The sequence below is a fragment of the Pulveribacter suum genome, assembly GCF_003013695.1.
Taxonomy (GTDB): domain Bacteria; phylum Pseudomonadota; class Gammaproteobacteria; order Burkholderiales; family Burkholderiaceae_C; genus Melaminivora; species Melaminivora suum.
Window position 1 is genome coordinate 2,468,754 of the sequence record NZ_CP027792.1, and the last position, 20,730, is coordinate 2,489,483.

The window sequence follows — 20,730 nt, forward strand, 5'->3', positions numbered from 1 at the left end:
CCTGCCGCTCAAATCGCGCCGATCGGCCCTAAACCGATTTCCAGAACATTGAGCGGTAGCTACTTGGCCCCATCGCGTTCACGCTGACGGAGCCGCTTCACGTACGCGCCATCAACCAGGTCTTCGACACCCAGATCCAACACACAGCTCGCCAAGGTAGCGAGCGTGTTGTCGGTGACCTTGAAATCGTTGGGCAGTTGGCCGTGGTTGCGCCCCCTGTTCTCGTCGATGGCTGCGAGCAGCGCCTTGACGAAATCGGCCTGGGACGGACGCGACGCCATGGTGGCGGCCGCAGTCAGGGGGTCCGTGGCTTCCATGACTGCGTCCTCGGCATCGGAGGCCACCTCATGCAGAAAGTCGCTCAGCGACGGCCAATACTTCAGATCGAACTGACCGTGGAGAGCATCGAGGCGTTCCTGGACGTACGACGTGAAAAGGTAATTACTCTTGGCCGCCGCCTCGATCACATCGCACACGTGGTAGTGGGTATCGGTGCCGAAGCCCGAAGTGTTGTGCAGATCGGATCGTTGCTGCAGCAGACCAGCCAGTTCAGCCGCCTTTCTCGCAATCTGCTGGTTGACTTTGCCGAGATCGCCGCGTGCGGCACGCGCCTTCGCGATCTTCTCCGGGTTCCAGAACGCGGCGGTGCTCAGGACAAGCCCTAGAAAGATCTGCAGCGCGTGGGGATGCGCGTGGAGCTTGCCGTGCAGTTCCTCATAGGCCTCGGTCAGCTCGATGCCACGAGCAAGCAGTCGGTTGGCAACGGCATCCTCACTGGGCAAGATGCGGTGCTCGACGTTGTAGCGCTTCCCCTCGATGAGGATGTTTTCGCAGATCTGCTTCGCGTTATCGGATTGAGGTGCGCTCATGGCCTGTCTTGGATGGTGAAGATGCCTGGCAGCGTAGTTGACCAAGCCATTTCTGTCGGTACCCCAGCGCCTGTCATCGAACGAGTGCTCAGGTACCCGAATGCCGATTCAGGTCTGGACGTCCCCGGCCAAGTAGGCGGCCGGGCGCGCTGTCGTGCTGCGCATCGAGCCACCCTGCCCTGCGGTCCTGGCGTCTCGCCCCCTTCGGGCTTCCATCGTTCCCTCGCTCCGCTCGGCTGACGCCTTCGGCCCGGCTTCCAGCTTCGGGCCTGCGCGCTTCGCTTGCATGCGGTCGGCACAAAGGGATGGCCGTTACCTGTCCAGCCGTCTTCCCTGAGCTCATCACCTTCTTCGCGACTGTAGCCCGCGTCCGTGTCCCGTCAAGGCGCGCAGGGCCGTGTCCTCGGCTGCGCCTGCGGGCCGCACCAACCCTGCGCTTGCCTCCTTGACGGCCCCCGTCCGCGGGCTCCCTTCCGTCGCGGGCGATGAACTCAGGAAAGACGGTGGCAACGAGGCCAACCGGGTTCTTCGTGCCGACCGCACCGAACAGCCGAGAGGCTGGGCTCCGAATCTAGGAATCCGGTGTGCGGTTTGAACAGCAACCCTTCTTTGTCAGGAGAAAGACCATGCAACTCGCATCCCGCTTCGCTTCCCGTTCGCCGGCGCTGCGTTCCGACCATCCCTTGTCGGATGACCAAATCCGCGCCGTGGCTCCGTCCATCTTTGCGGACGCCCCGCACGAAAGCCGCTCCGAGCGGTACAGCTACATCCCCACCGCAACCGTGCTGCAGGAACTGCGCGGGGAAGGCTTCGAGCCTTTCATGGTGACGCAGACCCGCGTGCGCCACGACGACCGCCGCGACTACACCAAGCACATGATTCGGCTGCGCCACGCCAGCCAGATCAACGGCCGCGAAGCCAACGAAATCATTCTGCTGAACTCCCATGATGGAACGAGCAGCTATCAGATGCTGGCCGGGATGTTCCGGTTCGTTTGCAGCAATGGCCTTGTCTGCGGCGACACCGTGGCCGATGTGCGCGTACCCCACAAGGGCGACGCAGCCGGACACGTCATCGAAGGCGCTTACGAAGTCCTGCATGGCTTCGACCGGGCGGAGGAATCCCGCGATGCCATGCGCGCCATCACGCTGGACGCTGGGGAATCGGAAGTGTTCGCCCGCGCCGCGCTGGCGTTGAAGTACGACGAGGACAAGCCCGCGCCGATCACGGAATCACAAATCCTGATGCCGCGCCGTCACGACGACAGCCGCCGCGACTTGTGGAGCGTGTTCAACCGCACGCAAGAAAACCTCATCAAAGGCGGCCTTTCCGCCCGCGCCGCGAACGGTCGCCGCCAGACCACGCGCCCAGTGCAAGGCATCGACAACGGTATCCGCCTCAATCGCGCCCTTTGGCTGCTGGCCGATGGCCTTCGCCAGTTGAAAGCCTGAACCCCACGCGGCAGCGGCAGGCAGCAGCCCTTGCCGCTTCTCTCGCTGCTGCATCCCTCACCGCAAGGAGTTATCACCATGAGCGCTGTCCTGAAAACCGAAGCCATCGCCATCGAACCCGCCGCGCCGCTGGAAATGGCCGACCCGACCAAGAACTTGATTCTGGTTCCGCTGTCGCAACTGTTGCCCCGCCGTTCCAAGCGCAACGTCCGCACGACCCCGCGCCAGTCCATACCCGAACTGGCCGCGAGCATTGCCCGAGTCGGCCTGCTGCAAAACCTCATCGTGATTGCCGCCGCCGATGGCGAGCATTACGAAGTGGTAGCAGGCGACCGCCGCCTGACCGCCTTGAAGCTGCTGGCGAAGAAGAAGCGCATTGCCGCCGACTACGAGGTGCCGTGCCTGCTGGTGGCCGATGCGTCCGCGCGTACCGTGAGCCTCGCCGAGAACGTGCAGCGCGAGGCCATGCACCCCGCCGACCAGTTCGCAGCCTTCGCCGCGCTGGTCAAGGAAGGCCGACCCATCGAAGACATTGCCGCCGACTTCGGCGTGACCCCGTTGGTGGTGCAGCGCCGCTTGAAGCTGGCCAACGTCTCGCCGCGTCTGCTGACCGACTACCGCGCCGGGGCTGCGACGCTGGAGCAGTTGATGGCCCTGACCATCACCGACGACCACGCCGCGCAGGAAGCCGCCTACTACGGTGCGCCCGAATGGCAGCGTGGCGCGTCCGCGCTGCGCGAACGCCTGACCGAGCGCGAAATCGACGCCACGCATCCGCTGGTGCGCTTCGCCGGGCTGGACGCCTACACGGCGGCGGGCGGCGGTATCCGCCGCGACCTGTTCGCCGAAGGCGATGCAGGAACCTACCTGACCGACGCCGCGCTGCTGGAAACACTGGTGCGCGGCAAGCTGGAGGCACTGGCCGGGGACGTGCGCGCCGAGGGCTGGGCGTGGGTGGAAGCCGTGCCGTACATGAGCTACGCCGAGCGGCAGGCGTTCCAGAATGCACCGCGCCACCGCCGCGAACCGAACGCCCGCGAATCCCGCCGCATCGCTTCGCTGCAAACCCGTCTCGACAAGATCGACGCCGAACTGGAAGAAGCCTACGACGCCGAAGACGAGGACAAGACCGAGGCGCTAGAACCGCGCCGCGAGCAGGTGGCCGGGGAACTGCAAGCCGTGGAAGAGGCCTTGCAGGGCTATGCCCCGGACGTGCGCGCCGTGGCCGGTGCCATCGTCACCCTCGACCGCAGCGGCGAAGCCGTGATTCATCGCGGGCTGCTGCGCGAAGCCGAAGCCAAGGCGCTGCGCACGCTGGAACGCTTGCGGCAGGGGTTCGGCAGCGATGACGGCGAAGCCGGGAACGACGACGAGGGCGAGGACGCCGAGCAGCCCAAGGCCGCGAGCCTGTCCGACCGGCTGGCGCAGCACTTGAGCGCGCATCGCACCGCCGCGCTGCAAATCGAAGTCGCCCGGCATCCACAAGTGGCGCTGGCCGCGCTGGTGCATGGCATGGTGCAGACCGTCTTGCAGGACAGCCACTACGGCCACGACTTGCCGCTGGGCGTGCGCCTGACCGTGCAAGACCGGCTGGAAGGCATGGCCCCCGACTGGCCCGAATCGCCTGCCGCCGTAGCCCTGCACGAGTTGCAGCAAGTCGCGGGCGAAGTGCTGCCGCAGGACAGCGCCGAACTGTTCGCCGCGCTGCTGGCGATGGAGCAAGGCGAACTGGTGCGGCTGCTGGCCGTGTGCGTGGCTTCCACGGTGGACGTGGTGACGCCTCGCGCCACGGCGCAGCAACCCGGCGCGGAACTGGCGCAGGCCGTGGGGCTAGACATGGACGCATGGTGGAAGCCGACCGCCGAAGGCTACTTCAAGCACGTCTCCAAGGCCGCGATTCTGGAAGCCGTGGGCGCGTTCGCACCGGAGCACGTCATCCGGCTGGCGAAGTTGAAGAAGGCCGACATTGCCAGCGAAGCCGAACGGCTGGCCGATGGCACCGGCTGGATGCCCGCCATCTTCCGCGCCGAAGCCCCGCAGCAGGACGCGGCGGCGGGAGCCCAAACACAGGAAGAAGAAGCCGTGGCGGATGAGCAGCCGCAGGCCGAGGCACTGGCCGCGTGACCCTGCACCGCAGACAAGCGCCCCGGTTCCGACCGGGGCGCTCCGCTGTCCGAGGAACCCGCCCATGAACCGCAATACCACGACCCGCCCGCGCATGGCGGCGACCTATGCCCCCGGCACGGTACGCGCCTGCCGCTGGCATGGCGATGGCGACGTGCGCGGCTATCGTCCGCCTCGCGGCTGGACAGCCTGCGCCGACCTGACCGACTTGCATCCCATCACGGGCCGCGCCTTGCCGCGTGCCGTGTGGTGGATCATCGAAACCAAGGAATAACCAGCAGCACCGGCCCCAATCCGTTCCGCCTTGGGGCCGGTGGTCGAAAATCCGGGCGCGGCGGTGGCCGCGCCCGGTTCCTACGTCCAAATCAAAATCACCCCGTTGCCGCCTTCGGCCAGGCGGCAACGGGGCGGACATGCAAGTGCCTTGCACGCGTACAGCCATTGGCGCCCGCTGGCGCGGGCAAGGGTTCGACGGTGCCCCGCCGCAATGGGCGAGGCTTGTGGGGCTACGCCCCGGCTTGCTGCGGCAGGTTGCACGAAAGCCTACCGTCCTCGACGCTGGCGGTTCAACGCAACCACGTCACGAAGGACGGTTCACCGACACGCCGCCCGGCCGCGCCTATGGAGCTTCCATGCCACGCCTCAAGCATGTTGCCGCAATCTGCGGCAGGGGCGTTCTTGCCTTGTTGTCGGGGCATTGACCCCGGCCCGTGTCAGGGCGCGCGCCGGTGCAGCCTTGGTGCGGGGATACCGAGCCGGCCCTGCCTCCTTTCTGGGGTGGTTCGGCCCAAGGCGTCCTTGTCTCGTTGTGAATCCTGGCGGGGGCGCGGCTGCGCCTCGGGCTTCATGGCTGCAACCGTCCGGCGAAAACAATTTCCCCGCCGCTGCGCGGCCTCCTCGCGCAGCAAATTCTTTTCGCCTCCCGGCTCTCCACTGCGTTTCGACCGCGAGCGGTGCAGCCAGCCCGTCCCCCGCCGGCCGGATCACAACAAGGACGCGATGGGCGCGAACCTTGTTCAACCGAAAGGAGAAATCATCATGGCCAACATCGGCACCTTCACCGCAGACAAAGACGGCTTCACCGGCACGCTGCGCACCCTGACGCTCAACGTCAAGGTCAAGCTGGTTCCCAACGACAAGGGCAGCAGCGAGAACGCACCCGACTTCCGCCTCCAGGCCGCCGGCCACGACATCGGCGCGGCGTGGAACAAGACCAGCGAGGCCGGGCGGGAATACAAGTCCGTGACCCTCGACGATCCTTCGTTCCCGGCTCCGGTCTATGCCCGCCTGATCGAAGGCGAGGACGGTACGCACGACCTGATCTGGTCGCGCAGCAAGCCCCAGGCGGCATGACCGCCGCAGCGCCCCGCCCATCGCGGCGGGGCGCTGTGCTGCTGCTCGCAGCACATCACCACGTCACGCGCGCGGCATCGCCGCGTCGCGCTCCTTCAGCACCGCCTCCAGTTCCCGGCGCACCTGCGCCAGCAGTTCGTCGGCCTTGTGCGGGCTGTCGCCCGCGTAGGCCAGCGTCAGCAGCGTGAGCGGGTGGATCTCCATCACCTCGCACAGCTCGGCCAGCTTATGCAGGGTCGGGCTTTTAAGGTCGCGTTCGAGGGTGCTCATATAGGTGCGGCTGGACACGTCAGAGAAGGCTTCCTGGCTCAAGCCACGCGCCTTCCTGACTGTCTTCAACGCCTTCGCCAATGAGTTCCCAGCCGCCACCTATGGTTTCCCTCGAAAAACCAAGATGACAGCCCATTGCGCCCTATAGGGCTACAATCTATAGTGTTCATTTGGTGCTCTGCGTTTTCGTGCCTTTACGGAAATCCGCATTTGCTGGTTCCAGCAAAGCCACGCAAGCGCATCCGTGCTTGCACACGAAGGCGTAAATCCGGTTTGGCGGTTCTGCGCTTGGGCGTGAAACCGCATCCGTGCATCATTGGATTTGTGGGATTGCCGACCATGCCCCAGCCACTCGCCACCGTCACGGAGCGCGCGCAACTGCTCGCCAACGGCGAGGCCCGTGCCGCTGGCCGGGCCATCGACCCGGTGCCCGTGGTGCGGCTGTTCACGCCGGACGCGCACGTGACCTGGCTGCTGGCCGCGCTCGATCCCGCCGATGGCGACACCGCCTGGGGGCTTATCGACCTGGGCATCGGCATGCCGACGCAGGGCACCGTGAAGCTGTCCGAGCTGGCTGGCATCGTCGGGCCGCTTCAGCAGCCCGTGATGCGCGACCTCTACTTCCGGCCCACGCGCACGCTGTCGGAATACACCCGGCTGGCCGAGCGCGACGGGGCTATCCCGGACTGAACACAGCCTACTGTGACTTTTTCAGTCTGGTGTCATACCGGGCAGGTCTCAATCGAGATTCTGGCGGCGTAGCCGCACCAGTCTGATCCAAATAGACATGATGCCAGGCGCAGACGGCGGCAGCCTGATCGGTACGGCGCTCCACGTTGGGGCGCTGCCGCCGCAGCATTGAGACGAATACCGCAACGCATCGGAGCCAATCGGTCTTGACAGCCCCCATCCACTTTTTTACCCATGACGTTCTGACGATGGCGATGTAGCGCGTAGCCCTGCCGTGGCGGCGAGTCCTGTTCGCGGGAGGTTGCGTCATGGTCGATCCCCATCACGTCGCGCATTGGTATCCAACTGCGGCATACCTCTACGTCTTGTGGCTGGATGCGCTCGCACTGGCCTGGGAATACCTGCGCAGGCATCCCGACTACCGGCTCGACTGGCGGCGCTGTCACCGCCGGCCACAGGCGGCAAAGGAAGCGGCGCACCGCTGGGGCCTGCGCCTTCTGGAAGACCCGATACTGGATGCACGCGACGCGCATCCAGCTTGGCTGCCTGGCCATGCAGCCGTGGTACAGCTCTATCCCGACGCCGACCCGCCGCAGGATGCCGCCGCTTTCGCGTTCTGGCGCATCCCCGGCCACAAGCAACTGCTCCACGAAGGCAAAGGGCTGGCGTTGATCGCGCGCAGCCCAGGCCATTGCCTGCGCTACGCGCTCGCGCCTGGACTGGAAGACGGCATGGCCGTGGCATATGCCCAACGGAGCGGCACCGCAGCGCCTGTGCGCGATCATGCACGCGGCGCAACCTTCGCTGCCACCACGCCCAGGCCAACACCTTCCGCGCTGCTGGAACTGCACACCTTGCAGGCGCTCGACGCGACCCTCGCGGGCGCGTCCTTGCGCGAGGTCGGCGAAGGCTTGTTCGGCGTGGACGCCGCGGCCGATTGGTACAGCGACGGCGGGCTGCGCTCGAAGGTGCGCCGCCTGGTACGGCGTGGCGATGAGTTGATGCGCGGCGGCTATCGCCTACTAGCACAGCTTCCGCCGCTTGAGAAGGGTCGTTTTGAGGACGAAGCAAAACGGCCCTGAGCAGGACAGCTTGGTTTTCTGAGACTGCCTCCATCCGGTCGCGCTGTGTGGCCGGGCGCTTTCAACCGATGGAGGTTCACACCATGCGTCCCGCTCCATTGCGGCCTGCCGCCACTGTCTCGACCGCTGCTGCGCAGCCCCAACGCTATCTCACCAACGACGAAGCCGCCGAGTACCTGCGGCTGTCGCCGCGCACGCTGGAAAAGCAGCGCGTGATCGGTGGCGGCCCGCGCTTCCGCAAGTTCGGCCGGCGCGTCATGTACGCCGTGGCAGACCTCGATGCCTGGGCGGCCGACCGCAGCTTCGAGACGACTTCCGATCCCGAATACGTCGAGCACCACTCGGCCGACAGCCGTGCGCGCTGATCGGCGGCGCGCGGCAGGCCATCGCCATGTCCAGCTCCGCGCCGCCGTCCCGGCAGCGGCCGTTGCAGGAGCGCGAACAGCTCGACCTGTTCCGCGCCTTGCCCGGCGACATGGCGCCGCGCGACAGCCAGGACTTGATGGCCTATCCGTTCTTCTCGCTGGCGAAGTCGCGGCGCACGGCACCGATCGACTTCCACAGCGGGAACATCACGATCCGCGTGGAAGGTACGCAGGAACACGGCATCGCCACGATTTGGGATGCGGACGTGCTGATATGGGCGGCCTCGCAGATCGTGGAAGCGAAGGACGCGGGCCTGCGGCCGTCGCGGCTGATGCACGCCACGCCCTACGAGATCCTGCGCTTCATCGGGCGCGGCAAGTCGCTGCGCGACTACCAGCGCCTCAAGGCCGCGCTGGATCGCCTGCAATCGACCACGGTGGCCACGTCCATCCGCGAGACGACCGGGCGGCGCCTGCACCGCTTCTCGTGGATCAACGAATGGAAGGAACTGGCCGATGCCAGCGGCACACCGCTGGGAATCGAGCTAATCCTGCCGGACTGGTTCTATGCGGGCGTGCTCGACGCCGCCCTGGTGCTGACCATCGACCCGGCGTACTTCCGTCTGACCGGCGGCATCGAGCGATGGCTGTACCGCCTAGTGCGCAAGCATGGCGGCAAACAGGCATACGGCTGGCAATTCGACTTCCGCTACCTGCACCGGAAATCCGGCAGCACCGCGAAGCCCTACGACTTCGCCTGCGACTTGCGCGCGCTCGTCGCGCGGCAGTCGCTGCCCGGCTACGTCCTAGGCATCGAGCGGATGCCGGACGACGGAACGGAACTGCTGACGTTCCGGCCCGTGCCGCATACGGCACGGGGATAACTTCGGGAAAGCCTGTGAATGGTGTCGTGCTATCAGGCGTGCGGGGTATCGTGCTATCGGGCGTGGGACTATCGTGCTATCAGGCGTGCCAATCGGCCGCAAACCCGCGCCAGCATTGGGTTTGCGCGCCCTCTAACTTCCCTAACTTCATTTCTCTAACTTTTAGTAGGGAAGCGCCGCTGCGGTGGACAACCACCGCGCGGCCACAAGCGCAGCAGCAAAAGCCCGGCTTTCCAGCATGGAGGGCCAGGCCATGATCGTCGCTCTGCTCAACCAGAAAGGCGGCGTGGGCAAGACCACGCTCGCCACGCACATCGCCGGCGAGCTGGCGATGCGCGGCCAGCACGTCGTCCTTCTGGACGCCGACCCGCAGGGTTCATCGCTGGACTGGACGCAGCGCAGAAGCCAGCAAGGCTTGCCACGGCTGTTCAGCGCCGTCGGCCTCGCACGCGAAACGCTGCACCAAGAGGCGCCTGAACTCGCCAGGCGGGCCGATCACGTCATCATCGACGGCCCGCCGCGCATCGCGGCACTGGCGCGCTCCGCGCTGCTGGCGGCCGAGCGCGTGCTGATCCCCGTGCAGCCCAGCCCCTACGACCTGTGGGCCAGCGCCGAGATGGTGGCGCTGATCCGCGAGGCGCAGGTGTTTCGGCCTGCGCTGCGCGCGGCCTTCGTCATCAATCGGCGCGTTAGTACCACCGTGATCGGCCGCGAAGCGCGCCAGGCGCTGGCCGACCAGCCGCTGCCTGCACTGCGCGCGGAAGTGCATCAGCGCATCGTGTTCGCCGACAGCGTGGCCGCTGGCCGCCTTGCACGCGAGACGGCGCCGGACAGCGCCGCCGCGCGCGAAATCACCGCGCTGGTGGACGAACTGCTGCGGTGGCCGGCATGACCGCGAAGCCGCCACCGAACAGCAAACGCACGGCCAAGCGCGTCGGCATCGGCGCGCGACCACCGGCGAATCCGCACGCCGAGGCGTGGATTCGCCAAGGCGACGCCGATGCGCTGGGCAAGGGCGACCTCTACTCGGCCCGCCTGACCCTCGACATCACGCCCGCCATGCGGGCGCGCATCAAGGTGTCGGCCTTCACGCAGGGCGTGACCGTGGCCGACCTGCTGCGCGGCTTGCTGGAGCGCGAGTTTCCAGAACACCGTAGGGAGAACACTCCATGACCGCATCCGCTTCGCCTGCCGCTGGCGCGGCTGCGGCTGCGCTTGCAGCACCTTCCGGCCAGCCTGCCAGCGCGCCGCTGACCCGCGTATCGCTCGCCTACATCGAGCCGCGATTCAAGCTCTACCTGCGCTTCGGCGAACCTGCGCGCACGCTGCGGCTCGACCGCTGGCGGCGCTGCGCGGTGTTCCTGGCGGGCGCGATGTTCTGCCGCATCCGCTGGCAGGCCAACGACTACGGCACCGTGCGCTGGCAGCTCATGGTGATGCAGGCTGCCACGCCACTGGACTACGTGCAGCGCATCCCAGGGGTGCGGCCCGGCGCGCGCCTGCTGCTGCACGTCGAAGGCGAGAACGCGGTGCGTGCCGTGCTGGAACGCATCGACGCCATCGAGGCGCTGGGCATCGCGCCTGTCGGTGCCTCACCCGTGTACTGGCGCGCGCTCGCCAACCGGCTTGCTGCGCGCCTGCCGCTGCCCGAATACAGCGCCGAACGGCACGCCGCCTGGCTTACCCGGAGGGCGCTGCCATGACGCTTCCATCCCCCGTTGCCGGTACAGCGGGCATTCCGCCACATCCTCGCTCACGCCTGCGCGCTCGCCTCGTGCTGACGGGCTTGTCCGCCTGCAGCCTCGCTGCGCTGGCCTGGGCGTCCTTCGTGCAGCCGCTGCCGCGCCTGATCTACAACCCGTCCGACAGTGTCTCGGTCGGCTGGTATCGCGTCGATCCGCTGGGCGACGGCACCGGCTCGCTGCCACGTCCCTTGTCCGTGGGCAGCATCGTCCTGACCACGCTGCCGCCAGACGCTGCCGCGCTGGCCGCGCAGCGCGGCTACCTGCCGGCGCGCGTACCGCTGCTCAAGCGCGTGGGCGCCGTCGCGCCGCAGGAAGTGTGCATCGCTGGCGGCATCGTCCGCATCGACGGCGTGCCTTCGGCCGCCTTGCTGCCTGCCGACCGCTGGGGCCGGCCGCTGCCATCCTGGCAGCAATGCCGTCGCCTTGAACCCGGCGAACTGTTCCTGCTCAGTGTGACCAACCCGGCATCGTTCGACAGCCGGTATTTCGGGCCGGTCAGCGTAACCGCCGTGATCGGCGTCGCGCATCCGGTCTGGCTGGAGTCCCGCCCATGATGGCCGCCGACTCGCTGCACGTTGCCGTGCATCTTGTCGTGCCATCGGGCGTGTCGTTCCGCTGTTCGTCGGCGTGTCGTCGCGCGTGCAATGCGGGTGCATTCGCACCGCACTTCGCGCTGCCTCCGGCGCAGCCGTCCCATGTGCAGGTGTCTTGCCTCAAACGCGCCCGGCCTGCGGCCGTGTCCGCGTTCGCCGGCGCGCTGGCTGCTCGCGCAGCAACGCCGCCGGGCCGCCGCTGCCCGGAGCGACAGCGAGGGGCAAAGGCGGAAGGCAAGACAAAAGGACGCGGCACCGGACCGCGTCGAAAGCCAGTCTGCACATGGGGGTGGCGCGGCACGCAGCGGCTTCGCCGCCGTGCCGCTTGGGGCGCAAGGCCCGCGCCGATGCAGGCATGTCCGCGTGCTTCGCACGACCGGACACGCCAGAGCTTGCAGGGATCGCAGCCATGACCGACCGCCGCGACGACGATTTCCGCATCCGCCCTAGCGCCCCAAAGAATCGGGACCAGGGCTTTGTCTCCAAGGTGCTCAAGCAAGCAGGCAAGGCCAGCAGCGGCAAGTCGTCGGTGCGTCGTCCTGGCGTTGCCAGCGGCTCTGGGAGGGGCACGGGCCAGCGGCCCGGCTCGCGCCTGGGACGCGGCCACACGGCGGCGCGCTTCGCCGGCACGAAGCTCACGCCCATGTCGCGGCGCGTGACCATCAAGACGCTGCTGGTCAATCAGCAGCGGGCCAGCCCGCAGTCGCTCGCCAAGCACCTGCGCTACATCAAGCGCGATGACGTGGGGCGTGATGGCGAGCCGGGGCAAGGCTACGGGCCGCAGACCGACGAAGCCGACCTCGATGCGTTCAAGGAACGCTGCGCCGACGATCGGCACCATTTCCGCTTCATCCTCTCGCCCGAAGATGGGGCCGAACTGAACGACCTGCGCACCTACACGCGGCACCTGCTGGGCCGCATGGAAGCCGACCTGGGCACGGGCCTCGATTGGGTGGCCGTCAACCACTGGAACACCGACAACCCACACACGCACATCGTCGTGCGCGGGCGTGACGATACCGGCAAAGACCTCATCATCGCGGGCGACTACATCGCCGATGGCTTCCGCCATCGCGCCGCCGAACTGGCGACCGAATGGCTGGGGCCGCGTACCGAGCTGGAGATCCAGCAGACCTTGCAGCGCGAAGTGGAACAGGAACGATGGACGAGCCTGGATCGCACGCTCAAGCGCGAGCTGGGCGACGATAGTCTGGTGCATGTCGAACGGCTCAACGAGCCGAGATTGCAACGCCAGCGCCTGCTGTTGATCGGCCGCCTGCAACGCTTGCAGCGCCTGGGCCTGGCCGACGAGACGCAGCCGGGCACCTGGGCCGTTCATGCCGATGCGGAAAAGACTCTGCGCGTCCTGGGCGAGCGTGGCGACATCATCCGCACGATGCAGCGGGCCATGCGCGGCCAGCCGCGCGAGCTGGCTGTGTTCGAGCCGAACGACGATGGCCGTATCGTCATCGGCCGCGTGGCCGCGAAGGGGCTGGCCGACGAGCTGCACGACCGCGGCTATCTGGTCATCGACGGTGTGGACGGCAAGGCCCACTACGTCGCGTTGGACGCCCGCGACGAACTGGCGAACTATCCCGCCGGCGCGGTGGTGGAGGTGCGCGGTTCCGCCGAGGTACGGGCTGCCGACAAAAACATCGCAGCGCTGGCGAGCAATGGCCTCTATCGCACCGATCATCACCTGGCGATTGAGCAAGGCCGGGCCAAGGTTGGACGCGACCCGCAGGAAGTCGTCGCCGCGCACGTTCGCCGGCTGGAAGCCCTGCTCAGGGTTGGCATCGTGGAGCGCGTGACCGATGGCTTATGGAAGGTGCCGGACGACCTGGTCGAGCGTGGCCGCCCGTACAACGCGCAGCGGCTGGGAGGCATCGCGGTGGAGCTGAAATCGCACCTGCCCATCGAGCGGCAGGCTCGCGTGATCGGCGCCACCTGGCTCGACCAGCAATTGATCGGCGGCGGTCGGGGATTGGGCGACCTGGGCTTTGGTGGCGACGCGAAGCAGGCCATGCAGCAGCGTGCCGACTTCCTCGAAGAACAGGGACTGGCCCAGCGGCGCGGACAGCGCGTGATCCTCGCCCGCAACCTTCTGGGCACGCTGCGCAATCGGGAACTGGTGCAGGTCGCAAAGGACATCGCCGCCGAAACCGGCTTGGAGCACCGCCCGACGGCGGATGATCAGCGGGTCGCCGGCATCTACAGGCGCTCGGTCATGCTCGCCAGCGGGCGCTACGCGATGCTCGATGACGGTATGGGCTTCAGCTTGGTGCCGTGGCGTCCAGTGATCGAACAGCGGTTGGGGCAACAGCTTGCCGCGAGCCTACATAGCGGCGGGGTGTCATGGGAATTGGCTCGCCACCGCCGAATAGGCATCTAACAAGAGTCCCGAAGCAGATGCTCGTGCTATGCGATTGAAAAACCGAAACTCACTTGGCATGCATCAGCTGAGCGACATGAGAAAGGTGACAGATCAAAGATCCATGCCGACATTTATCGCCAACTTTACGGAGTGACGAGGCTATGCGACGTAGCATTTTCTTCCTTGAATGTTACCGATCGAGGCTTCCTTGGAGCAGTTGAGAGCAGTGAGGAGATATGAGCAGTAGGCTAGTAGTGATCTCCAATCGCCTAGCTGATCTAAACAAGCCCGCAGCAGGCGGGTTAGCCATTGCACTAGGTGGCGTACTTCGAAGCGGCGGGGGGGTGTGGTTGGGTTGGAGCGGGAATATCGTTCCCTACCAAGATGAGAATTCCGTGGCCTGCACGACTGTTGGCAATGTCGACTTTTTATCCATTGACCTAGACGAGGGTGAGCACCAGGGGTACTACAAGAACTACGCCAATGGCACCCTTTGGCCATTGCTGCACCAGCGCGTTGACATCGCCGTTTTCGATAGTTCTTCAGAGAAAATCTACCGTTCCGTCAACAAGCGCTTTGCACATGCACTTCTATCGGTACTTCGCGAGGATGATGTCATTTGGATTCATGACTATCATCTGATTCCCTTGGCTGAGGAACTTCGCGCTGCGGGTGTTATGAACCGCATCGGCTTCTTTCTGCACACCCCACTTCCTCCGCCAGCCACGTTGTCGGTCCTGCCAAACCATGAATGGCTCCTGAGCTCCCTATTCGCCTGCGATCTCGTCGGATTTCAGTCAAACGAGGATCGCGTCAACTTCCTCTCCTATGTTCAGATTTATTTCGGAGATGAAGCCGTTGACGGATCGACAGTCACTCGCCGCAGGAGAACTATCGTCGGCTCCTTTCCTATCGGGATAGACGTAGACAGCTTTCAAGCCGTCGCCCAATCTCCGGCCGCGCAAGCGATGTGTGCCGGTATGCGGGAAGAGTATTCCAAGCGCAAACTTCTCATTGGCGTCGACAGACTTGATTACTCGAAGGGAATTCCCCAGCGGATACGCTCGTTTGGAGCATTTTTGCATAGCTTTCGTGAATTTCGACGAAGTGCAACACTGATCCAGATTGCCTCCCCAAGTCGAGACGATATTAATGCATATGCTGAAATTCAGCGCGAACTCGAATCTCTATGTGGCTCAATTAACGGAGATTTCGGTGAGCTGGACTGGATGCCTATTCGCTACATTCACAAGACATTGAATCAGGACGAACTAGCGGGGCTATATCAAGCTGCAAAGGTTGCGTTGGTTACGCCATTGAGAGATGGAATGAACCTTGTGGCGAAAGAGTTCATTGCCGCACAGAATCCCTATAAGCCAGGGGTTCTTGTGCTTTCAAAGTTCGCGGGCGCAGCTGAACAGATGCGTGAAGCACTGATCGTGAATCCCTATGACACGGAATCGACGGTCCACGCCATTCATCGCGCTCTAGTCATGCCTCTCCATGAGCGCCAAGAACGGCACCGAGCCCTCCTGGCCACGATCAAACGCTATGACCTCCATTGGTGGTGCAAAGGGTTTCTGCACGCTCTAACCCGCCCAGAGTCAAAACATGACTACTCGATCAAGTCTATCTTGAAGAAAGTTCTGAATCGCATCGACGCAGACTCAAATCGAATCCGATGAGTCCTGCCGCCGCGTTTTTCTGGACCCTCGGAGGAGTGAATGTACTTCTCTCGATGCGTATCCAAATAAGGGCTGCCCGGCTCCAGACCCCGAATACCCTGAGGCAAGCAAAAGGTCAGAAAAAGGATGATTGGCTGGGTACCGCTGTCATGCTTCTGGTGATAATTTCCGATGAAACCACTCTGACAGGGTGGCTGTATTTACAAATCAAAGAAGCCATACACGCCACTGTTGGCACCACGCCGAATGTAGCAGGAACTGTTTATCTATTGGCAACGATAACCATGGCGTGGCTACTGAAACGTACGATGCAGCGTCTGCAGCTGCCGCCGAATCAGTGGTAATCGGAAAGCAGGCCCCACCCATATGACTCATTCGAGGCTGACTCCATGCCCGGCCATGAATCAAGGGGTCACCCATTTAAATCTGAGATGCAATATCCGGAATTTTCTTGACACTCTGTAGTCATAACTGCTTCACCAGAACAATGAGAGACAGTCCCGGAATGTAATCTGGAAGACGGTACATGACCCTATAGCCGCGTGCGATGTAGATATGAGCCGTCGCCACCGACAACGATTCGATCTGGCACTCGCGACACCCTCTGGCACTGGCCGCATACTCCACCGCCTTGAGCAATTGAGTCCCGATCCCGTTGCCACGGTACCGGCTCTCCACCCACAGATACTCCACAAACAGGCGACGCAGTTCTATGCGACCACAGACTCCGCCGACGAGGGTGCCTTCGATGCGAGCGCCGAAGTCGATGAGTTTGGGGGTTGTTGCTCCGACCGCAGCTCGATCATGCAAAATAACTTGGCTAATGATGTGCGCACGTTCATGGCTGGACAACGTGTGTGAATACTCTACTTGCATTTACTTCAGGATTAAATTAACGCGCATGATGGCGCGCTTTCTCTTCAGCGCAGTCCGCGACGCTCTTTGCCGACGAATCTCAGTCCTACACCGGGTTCCGTCACGATGTACTGAGGAGCAGAGGCATCGTCACCTAGCTTGTGCCGAAGCTTGCCGACGAGAATGCGCAGGTAATGGGCATCCTCCTCGTGGGATGGCCCCCACATCTCCCGCAGGAGCTGAGACTGAGGCATCAGTCTGCCAGCCTGCTCGACCAACAAAGCCAGCAGCGCGAACTCCTTGCGGGTAAGCGTCACGACCGCCCCCTGCACGCGGACTTCGCGCTTCGACAGATCGATGGACAGGTTGCCATCCTCATAGATGGGACCTGCCGTGCTGCGCAGCCCCGTCACGCGCAGGAACGCGCGGATGCGGGCCATGAACTCCTCAATGCCGAAAGGCTTGGTCACATAGTCGTTCGCTCCAGCATCCAGCAACGCGACCTTCTCCTCTTCGCCGGAACGGACGGTCAACACGATGACCGGCACCCGAGACCACTGCCGCAGCGCCTTCAACACATCCTTACCATCGCAGTCCGGAAGTCCGAGGTCGAGCACGACAATATCCGCCCCTTTCCCGGCGAGCATGCTCAGCCCTTCCTGACCGGTTGCCGCGAGCAAGGTGAGATAGCCCTGCGAGCGCAGGCTAATGTCGATGAGCTTGCGAATATGCGGCTCGTCATCGATCACGAGCACGCGCGGTGAAGGCACCGAGTCGTTTGTCGAATTCACTTTCTCATGCCTCTTGACTTGACTGCTCACCCAATGGCAAGGTCAAGCGAACGGTTGTACCTCGTCCATCTGGCCCAGGCAGCGCCTGGACACTTCCCATGTGGGCACCCACGATGCCCTGAACGATGGTCAAGCCCAGTCCCGTTCCCTGCTTGCCGCGGTCGCCACGCTCTACGCTGTAGAACATGTCGAAGATCCTGCGCCGCTCGTCTTCCGGGATGCCCGGACCTGCGTCGGAGATGTCGATCCTGACCTTATTGCCTTCGACGGGGCTGGCCTGCACCTTGATGGGCTCACCGGGAGGTGAGAACTTAGCGGCGTTCTCCATCACATTGAAGAGGGCCTGCTCGATCAGCGCAGGATGGACATGGGCCAGGCCGATCTCAGGATCGATGTCACTTTCCACCTTCAACGTCGGCTCATAGCGCTGCAGGCGGCGTGCCGCGGAGCCGACGAGTTCGTCTACGCCGATCCAGTCCCGGGACAGGGTTAGGCCCTGCTGACCCAGGCGGGTCATGTCCAGCAGGTTCTGGATGTACCGGTCCAGCCGCTCGCCCTCGACCCGGATGGTATCCAGCAGGCTGCTGCGGTCCTCGGGGCCCATGTCCTTGCCGTAGCGAGCAAGGCTGTCGGCGGCTCCGATCATTGAAGCGAGCGGCGAACGAAGGTCGTGAGACACGGAGGACAGCAGCGCGGACCGCAGGCGCTCGGTCTCTCCTGTGACGCGGGCAACCTCCAGTTCCGACACCAGCCGGGCGCGCAGTGCCGCCTGACCAATGTCCTCCGTCATGCTCTCGGCAAGGCGCCGTTGCTCGAACGATAGACGCCCCATCGCCGACGGGAACCGCAATCCCACGACCCCGATCGTGTCCTGGTCGGATCGGAGCGGCAGGAACCACCAGGTGGAGTTGGTGAGCGTGTCGGTGTAGCGACCACTCGGCTGACCATGCTGCTGGCTCCAGTCGGCGGCTACCGTGTCTTTCTCCGTCATGTCGGCAGCGGCGGCAGCGGGACCCGACTCGCCATTGATGCGCAGCCATGCCTGCGCATTCAGGGTCGATTGCAGGACGGTGGCACTGGCGGCGATCACCTGCCCCAGGTCCGCTGCCTTGGACAACTGCCGCGCCAAGTTCTGCATGGCGGTCGCATGCGTGTTCGCGGCCCGCAACGACACCACCTGCATGCGCAATCTCGACGCCAGGCGGCCCGCGATCAGCGCCGCGGCCATGAACAGCAGCACCGTGGCCACGCCCCGCTGCGCGCTGATGAGGAAGGTGAATCGGGGTTCGATGAACAGGAAGTCGTACGCGATGAAGCACAGCACCGCGGTGATGACCGCAGCCACCATGCGCGTGCGCGAAGCGACAAGCAGCACGGCGATCAGGAATACCGTGGAAAGGTCCTCAAGCCCCACCATGCGCTCGGCTACTGCGGCCGCTGCGACCGCCCCCAGGGTTGCCAGCAGGATTAGCGCGGGTTCGCCCTTGGCCAATCGCTCGCCCGCCAGGTCCTGAAACCGGCGCCCGCGCTGCCGTGCCTGCGGTGTGCTGACGATGGTCAGTTCGTATCGCGCACCTCTTTGTAGCAACTGCTGCGTCAGCGTGCGGTTGAAGATGCGTGCGATAGGCCGCTCGCGCGTGCGACCGATCACGATGGAGCGCGCGCCACGCGCTGCTGCGGCATCGAGCAAGGCCTGCGTGATGTCGGTGTTGTGCAGCACCTCGGTTTCACCGCCCAGGTTGCGCGCCAGGGCGAAACCCCCGTCGAGTTCCATCTGGCGCAGTTGCTCGGCGTGGGCCATCGAATTGCGCTGCGCAGCGGATCGATCCAGGTCCTCCGTGTGCAGAGCCGCATCAGCGGAATGCCCTGTATCCACGGTCACCACCGACCACGGCGCACCCCGGCGCTCGGCGATGCGCGCGCCGGCCCGCACCAGATACTCCGACTGCCCCTTGCCGTCGATGGCAATGAGTACGTGCCGCTGGATCGCGATGTCCGCGAGCCCACGGGCCGTGCGTTTTTCGCGCAGGTCCGCGTCCACGTGCTCTGCCACGGTCTGCATCGCCAACTCGCGCAAGGCAGTGAGGTTGGACGGCGAGAAGAAGGCCTGCAGAGCCTGTGCCGCCTGCTCGGGCAGATAGACCTTGCCTTGGTTCAGGCGCTCGATCAACTCCCGCGCCGGCAGGTCCACTAGTCGGATGTCGCGCAAGCGCTCGAATACCCCATCCGGCACGGTCTCGCTGACCCGGATGCCGGTGATCTGATGGACGACGTCGTTCAAGCTCTCCAGATGCTGGATGTTCACCGTTGTGTAGACGTCTATGCCCGCGTCCAGCAATTCCTCGACGTCCTGCCAGCGGCGCTCATGGCGGCTTCCGGGGGCATTCCGATGCGCCAGTTCGTCCACGAGGGCGATGGCGGGCTTGCGGGCCAGCAGGCCGTCGAGGTCCATCTCTTCCAGCATGCGCCCCTGGTAGGCGACCTGCTTGCGCGGCAACTGCAGCAGGCCCTCCAGCATGGCTTGGGTCTCACTGCGCCCGTGCGTCTCGATGATGCCAACCACCACATCGATGCCCTGGCGATGCAGTTCGCGCGCGCGGGCGAGCATGGCATAGGTCTTGCCGACGCCTGGCGCGGCGCCAAGGAACACCGTGAGCCGGCCTGCGGCCTGGCGACGCAGCTCGCCGATCAGCGCGTCGGCCTGCTCTGTGTTGTCTGCTCCCATGGCTTTCTGTCCTTGTGTTTCTGAACGATGATGGCTGGCGGCAAGGCCTGAGGGACCCGCATGACAGATTTACAGTTGACGCGACGCACAGCAGGCCAGTTGTCTGGCCGACAGCATCGATTGGAAAAGGATAGCCACCTTGCGATCAGCCCCTTTGCCTAAGGACAGCGCAAGGTCCACGGCTCGTGCGCCGCGGATCGCAATGCGCACGGGTGGGCAAAGGCCGGCGCAGAACAACCGGATGGCTGCGCGCCCCATTTCGCTGGCGGGGAACGAGCAGCCGATGGGCTGCCTGCCACAGGCTCCCAGAAGCACCAATTGCATGCGGAAGGAATCGCAGGTCATGCCCACGCACGAGGCCGTCCCCCGCGCACCAGGCTCGCAGGGGACGGCGTCTGCGCGTGGACGCTTCCAATTCAACGCGGCCAACGCTCGAAGACTTCTTTGACTTGGATCGGATCCAGGCACGCGTGCAAAACCTCTCTGAAGTTCTGATCCGAGAACAGGGACGCCACATGGGCCAGGACATCCAGATGGTCCTGGGTCGCTGGAGCCGGGACCATCAGCGCCACAACGTCGGACACCGCCTGACTGTCGGGCGTGTCGAAGTCCAGTGCCGGGGCCAGGCGCGCATAGACGAGACGGATGCGCTCCAGTTCCTTCACCCGCGCATGCGGGATGGCCACGCCGTTGCCTAGAGCGGTCGAACCTGCGAGTTCCCGTCGCTGCAGAGATGAGGCCACGGAGTCGGCTGGCACCCCGTGTGCCGTCATCATGTGCTTGCCGATTATCTCGAACAGCTGCAGTTTGCTTGTTGCCTGAACATTCAAAAGAATGTCCCTGGCCTCCAAGTACTGGCTCAGCGCGCTCATGC

General features: G+C 64.6%; 21 protein-coding genes. 15 read left to right on the forward strand and 6 right to left on the reverse strand.

Annotated features, from left to right (window positions below; translation table 11 throughout):
• Window positions 1-59: 59 nt before the first annotated feature.
• Window positions 60-869 (reverse strand): hypothetical protein, encoded by an 810-nt coding sequence (locus C7H73_RS11350; RefSeq protein ID WP_106846747.1) that lies wholly within the window; start codon window positions 867-869, stop codon window positions 60-62.
• A gap of 626 nt (window positions 870-1,495) precedes the next feature.
• On the opposite strand from C7H73_RS11350, the gene C7H73_RS11355 reads away from it, so the two are divergent.
• The 4 genes from C7H73_RS11355 (at window position 1,496) to C7H73_RS11370 (ending at window position 5,797) form a co-directional block, all read left to right on the forward strand.
• The gene (locus tag C7H73_RS11355) at window positions 1,496-2,320 is read left to right on the forward strand and encodes a DUF932 domain-containing protein (protein WP_106846748.1); all 825 of its coding nucleotides are present in this window, start codon (window positions 1,496-1,498) and stop codon (window positions 2,318-2,320) included.
• Window positions 2,321-2,398: 78 nt separating this feature from the next.
• Window positions 2,399-4,444, forward strand: coding sequence for a ParB/RepB/Spo0J family partition protein (locus C7H73_RS11360; protein ID WP_106846749.1), 2,046 nt, complete (start codon window positions 2,399-2,401; stop codon window positions 4,442-4,444).
• Window positions 4,445-4,508: 64 nt separating this feature from the next.
• Window positions 4,509-4,718: a hypothetical protein gene (locus C7H73_RS11365; protein WP_106846750.1), complete on the forward strand. Its 210-nt coding sequence runs from the start codon at window positions 4,509-4,511 to the stop codon at window positions 4,716-4,718.
• A 764-nt stretch (window positions 4,719-5,482) separates the two neighbouring features.
• Window positions 5,483-5,797, forward strand: coding sequence for a DUF736 domain-containing protein (locus C7H73_RS11370; protein ID WP_023103964.1), 315 nt, complete (start codon window positions 5,483-5,485; stop codon window positions 5,795-5,797).
• Between the two features lie 63 nt (window positions 5,798-5,860).
• Here the strand turns inward: C7H73_RS11370 and C7H73_RS11375 are convergent, their stop codons facing one another.
• Window positions 5,861-6,166 (reverse strand): helix-turn-helix domain-containing protein, encoded by a 306-nt coding sequence (locus C7H73_RS11375; protein ID WP_106846751.1) that lies wholly within the window; start codon window positions 6,164-6,166, stop codon window positions 5,861-5,863.
• Window positions 6,167-6,406: 240 nt separating this feature from the next.
• Here C7H73_RS11375 and C7H73_RS11380 point away from each other — a divergent pair, with 240 nt between their 5' ends.
• The 11 genes from C7H73_RS11380 to C7H73_RS15575 all read left to right on the forward strand — a co-directional run bounded on the left by C7H73_RS11380 (window position 6,407) and on the right by C7H73_RS15575 (window position 15,829).
• Window positions 6,407-6,757 (forward strand): DUF2958 domain-containing protein, encoded by a 351-nt coding sequence (locus C7H73_RS11380; RefSeq protein WP_106846752.1) that lies wholly within the window; start codon window positions 6,407-6,409, stop codon window positions 6,755-6,757.
• Between the two features lie 308 nt (window positions 6,758-7,065).
• Window positions 7,066-7,839, forward strand: a complete 774-nt coding sequence (locus C7H73_RS11385; RefSeq protein WP_106846753.1) for a DUF2285 domain-containing protein — start codon at window positions 7,066-7,068, stop codon at window positions 7,837-7,839.
• Between the two features lie 83 nt (window positions 7,840-7,922).
• Window positions 7,923-8,204, forward strand: a complete 282-nt coding sequence (locus C7H73_RS11390) for a helix-turn-helix transcriptional regulator (protein ID WP_106847647.1) — start codon at window positions 7,923-7,925, stop codon at window positions 8,202-8,204.
• Between the two features lie 26 nt (window positions 8,205-8,230).
• Window positions 8,231-9,088: a replication initiator protein A gene (locus tag C7H73_RS11395; RefSeq protein ID WP_106846754.1), complete on the forward strand. Its 858-nt coding sequence runs from the start codon at window positions 8,231-8,233 to the stop codon at window positions 9,086-9,088.
• A gap of 253 nt (window positions 9,089-9,341) precedes the next feature.
• A complete protein-coding gene (gene parA, locus C7H73_RS11405) occupies window positions 9,342-9,980 on the forward strand; it encodes a ParA family partition ATPase (protein ID WP_106847648.1) in 639 nt (212 codons plus the stop codon).
• Window positions 9,977-10,261 carry a chromosome partitioning protein ParB gene (locus tag C7H73_RS11410; RefSeq protein WP_106847649.1) on the forward strand — a complete coding sequence of 95 codons (285 nt, stop codon included), beginning with the start codon at window positions 9,977-9,979 and terminating at the stop codon, window positions 10,259-10,261. Before parA ends, C7H73_RS11410 begins: the two co-directional genes overlap by 4 nt.
• The gene (locus tag C7H73_RS11415; RefSeq protein WP_106846756.1) at window positions 10,258-10,791 is read left to right on the forward strand and encodes a DUF2840 domain-containing protein; all 534 of its coding nucleotides are present in this window, start codon (window positions 10,258-10,260) and stop codon (window positions 10,789-10,791) included. The genes C7H73_RS11410 and C7H73_RS11415 overlap by 4 nt, the downstream gene beginning before the upstream one ends.
• Window positions 10,788-11,387, forward strand: coding sequence for a S26 family signal peptidase (locus C7H73_RS11420; RefSeq protein WP_106846757.1), 600 nt, complete (start codon window positions 10,788-10,790; stop codon window positions 11,385-11,387). The genes C7H73_RS11415 and C7H73_RS11420 overlap by 4 nt, the downstream gene beginning before the upstream one ends.
• 448 nt (window positions 11,388-11,835) lie before the next feature.
• On the forward strand, window positions 11,836-13,818 hold the full coding sequence (locus tag C7H73_RS11425) for a relaxase/mobilization nuclease domain-containing protein (RefSeq protein ID WP_157948349.1): 1,983 nt from the start codon (window positions 11,836-11,838) through the stop codon (window positions 13,816-13,818).
• Window positions 13,819-14,054: 236 nt separating this feature from the next.
• Complete coding sequence (locus tag C7H73_RS11430) at window positions 14,055-15,485, forward strand: alpha,alpha-trehalose-phosphate synthase (UDP-forming) (protein ID WP_319424420.1); 1,431 nt, start codon at window positions 14,055-14,057, stop codon at window positions 15,483-15,485.
• On the forward strand, window positions 15,482-15,829 hold the full coding sequence (locus C7H73_RS15575) for a hypothetical protein (protein WP_157948350.1): 348 nt from the start codon (window positions 15,482-15,484) through the stop codon (window positions 15,827-15,829). The genes C7H73_RS11430 and C7H73_RS15575 overlap by 4 nt, the downstream gene beginning before the upstream one ends.
• 121 nt (window positions 15,830-15,950) lie before the next feature.
• Here the strand turns inward: C7H73_RS15575 and C7H73_RS11435 are convergent, their stop codons facing one another.
• The 4 genes from C7H73_RS11435 to C7H73_RS11450 all read right to left on the reverse strand — a co-directional run bounded on the left by C7H73_RS11435 (window position 15,951) and on the right by C7H73_RS11450 (window position 20,728).
• The gene (locus C7H73_RS11435) at window positions 15,951-16,361 is read right to left on the reverse strand and encodes a GNAT family N-acetyltransferase (RefSeq protein ID WP_106846760.1); all 411 of its coding nucleotides are present in this window, start codon (window positions 16,359-16,361) and stop codon (window positions 15,951-15,953) included.
• A 44-nt stretch (window positions 16,362-16,405) separates the two neighbouring features.
• Window positions 16,406-17,131 carry a response regulator gene (locus C7H73_RS11440; protein WP_106846761.1) on the reverse strand — a complete coding sequence of 242 codons (726 nt, stop codon included), beginning with the start codon at window positions 17,129-17,131 and terminating at the stop codon, window positions 16,406-16,408.
• A gap of 4 nt (window positions 17,132-17,135) precedes the next feature.
• Entirely contained in the window at window positions 17,136-19,856 is a 2,721-nt protein-coding gene (locus C7H73_RS11445; protein WP_106846762.1) for a sensor histidine kinase, read from the reverse strand.
• Between the two features lie 416 nt (window positions 19,857-20,272).
• Window positions 20,273-20,728, reverse strand: coding sequence for a PTS sugar transporter subunit IIA (locus tag C7H73_RS11450; RefSeq protein ID WP_106846763.1), 456 nt, complete (start codon window positions 20,726-20,728; stop codon window positions 20,273-20,275).
• Between the last annotated feature and the right edge of the window lie 2 nt (window positions 20,729-20,730).

What these genes read in the sequence shown, in the direction of transcription:
- C7H73_RS15575 (WP_157948350.1), top strand. Translation starts at nt 15,482, where the DNA reads ATGAGTCCTGCCGCCGCGTTTTTCTGGACCCTCGGAGGAGTGAATGTA.
- C7H73_RS11415 (WP_106846756.1), top strand. Translation starts at nt 10,258, where the DNA reads ATGACCGCATCCGCTTCGCCTGCCGCTGGCGCGGCTGCGGCTGCGCTT.
- parA (WP_106847648.1), top strand. Translation starts at nt 9,342, where the DNA reads ATGATCGTCGCTCTGCTCAACCAGAAAGGCGGCGTGGGCAAGACCACG.
- C7H73_RS11420 (WP_106846757.1), top strand. Translation starts at nt 10,788, where the DNA reads ATGACGCTTCCATCCCCCGTTGCCGGTACAGCGGGCATTCCGCCACAT.
- C7H73_RS11380 (WP_106846752.1), top strand. Translation starts at nt 6,407, where the DNA reads ATGCCCCAGCCACTCGCCACCGTCACGGAGCGCGCGCAACTGCTCGCC.
- C7H73_RS11385 (WP_106846753.1), top strand. Translation starts at nt 7,066, where the DNA reads ATGGTCGATCCCCATCACGTCGCGCATTGGTATCCAACTGCGGCATAC.
- C7H73_RS11370 (WP_023103964.1), top strand. Translation starts at nt 5,483, where the DNA reads ATGGCCAACATCGGCACCTTCACCGCAGACAAAGACGGCTTCACCGGC.
- C7H73_RS11355 (WP_106846748.1), top strand. Translation starts at nt 1,496, where the DNA reads ATGCAACTCGCATCCCGCTTCGCTTCCCGTTCGCCGGCGCTGCGTTCC.
- C7H73_RS11365 (WP_106846750.1), top strand. Translation starts at nt 4,509, where the DNA reads ATGAACCGCAATACCACGACCCGCCCGCGCATGGCGGCGACCTATGCC.
- C7H73_RS11435 (WP_106846760.1), bottom strand. Translation starts at nt 16,361, where the DNA reads ATGCAAGTAGAGTATTCACACACGTTGTCCAGCCATGAACGTGCGCAC.
- C7H73_RS11425 (WP_157948349.1), top strand. Translation starts at nt 11,836, where the DNA reads ATGACCGACCGCCGCGACGACGATTTCCGCATCCGCCCTAGCGCCCCA.
- C7H73_RS11390 (WP_106847647.1), top strand. Translation starts at nt 7,923, where the DNA reads ATGCGTCCCGCTCCATTGCGGCCTGCCGCCACTGTCTCGACCGCTGCT.
- C7H73_RS11350 (WP_106846747.1), bottom strand. Translation starts at nt 869, where the DNA reads ATGAGCGCACCTCAATCCGATAACGCGAAGCAGATCTGCGAAAACATC.
- C7H73_RS11410 (WP_106847649.1), top strand. Translation starts at nt 9,977, where the DNA reads ATGACCGCGAAGCCGCCACCGAACAGCAAACGCACGGCCAAGCGCGTC.
- C7H73_RS11450 (WP_106846763.1), bottom strand. Translation starts at nt 20,728, where the DNA reads ATGAGCGCGCTGAGCCAGTACTTGGAGGCCAGGGACATTCTTTTGAAT.
- C7H73_RS11395 (WP_106846754.1), top strand. Translation starts at nt 8,231, where the DNA reads ATGTCCAGCTCCGCGCCGCCGTCCCGGCAGCGGCCGTTGCAGGAGCGC.
- C7H73_RS11445 (WP_106846762.1), bottom strand. Translation starts at nt 19,856, where the DNA reads ATGGGAGCAGACAACACAGAGCAGGCCGACGCGCTGATCGGCGAGCTG.
- C7H73_RS11360 (WP_106846749.1), top strand. Translation starts at nt 2,399, where the DNA reads ATGAGCGCTGTCCTGAAAACCGAAGCCATCGCCATCGAACCCGCCGCG.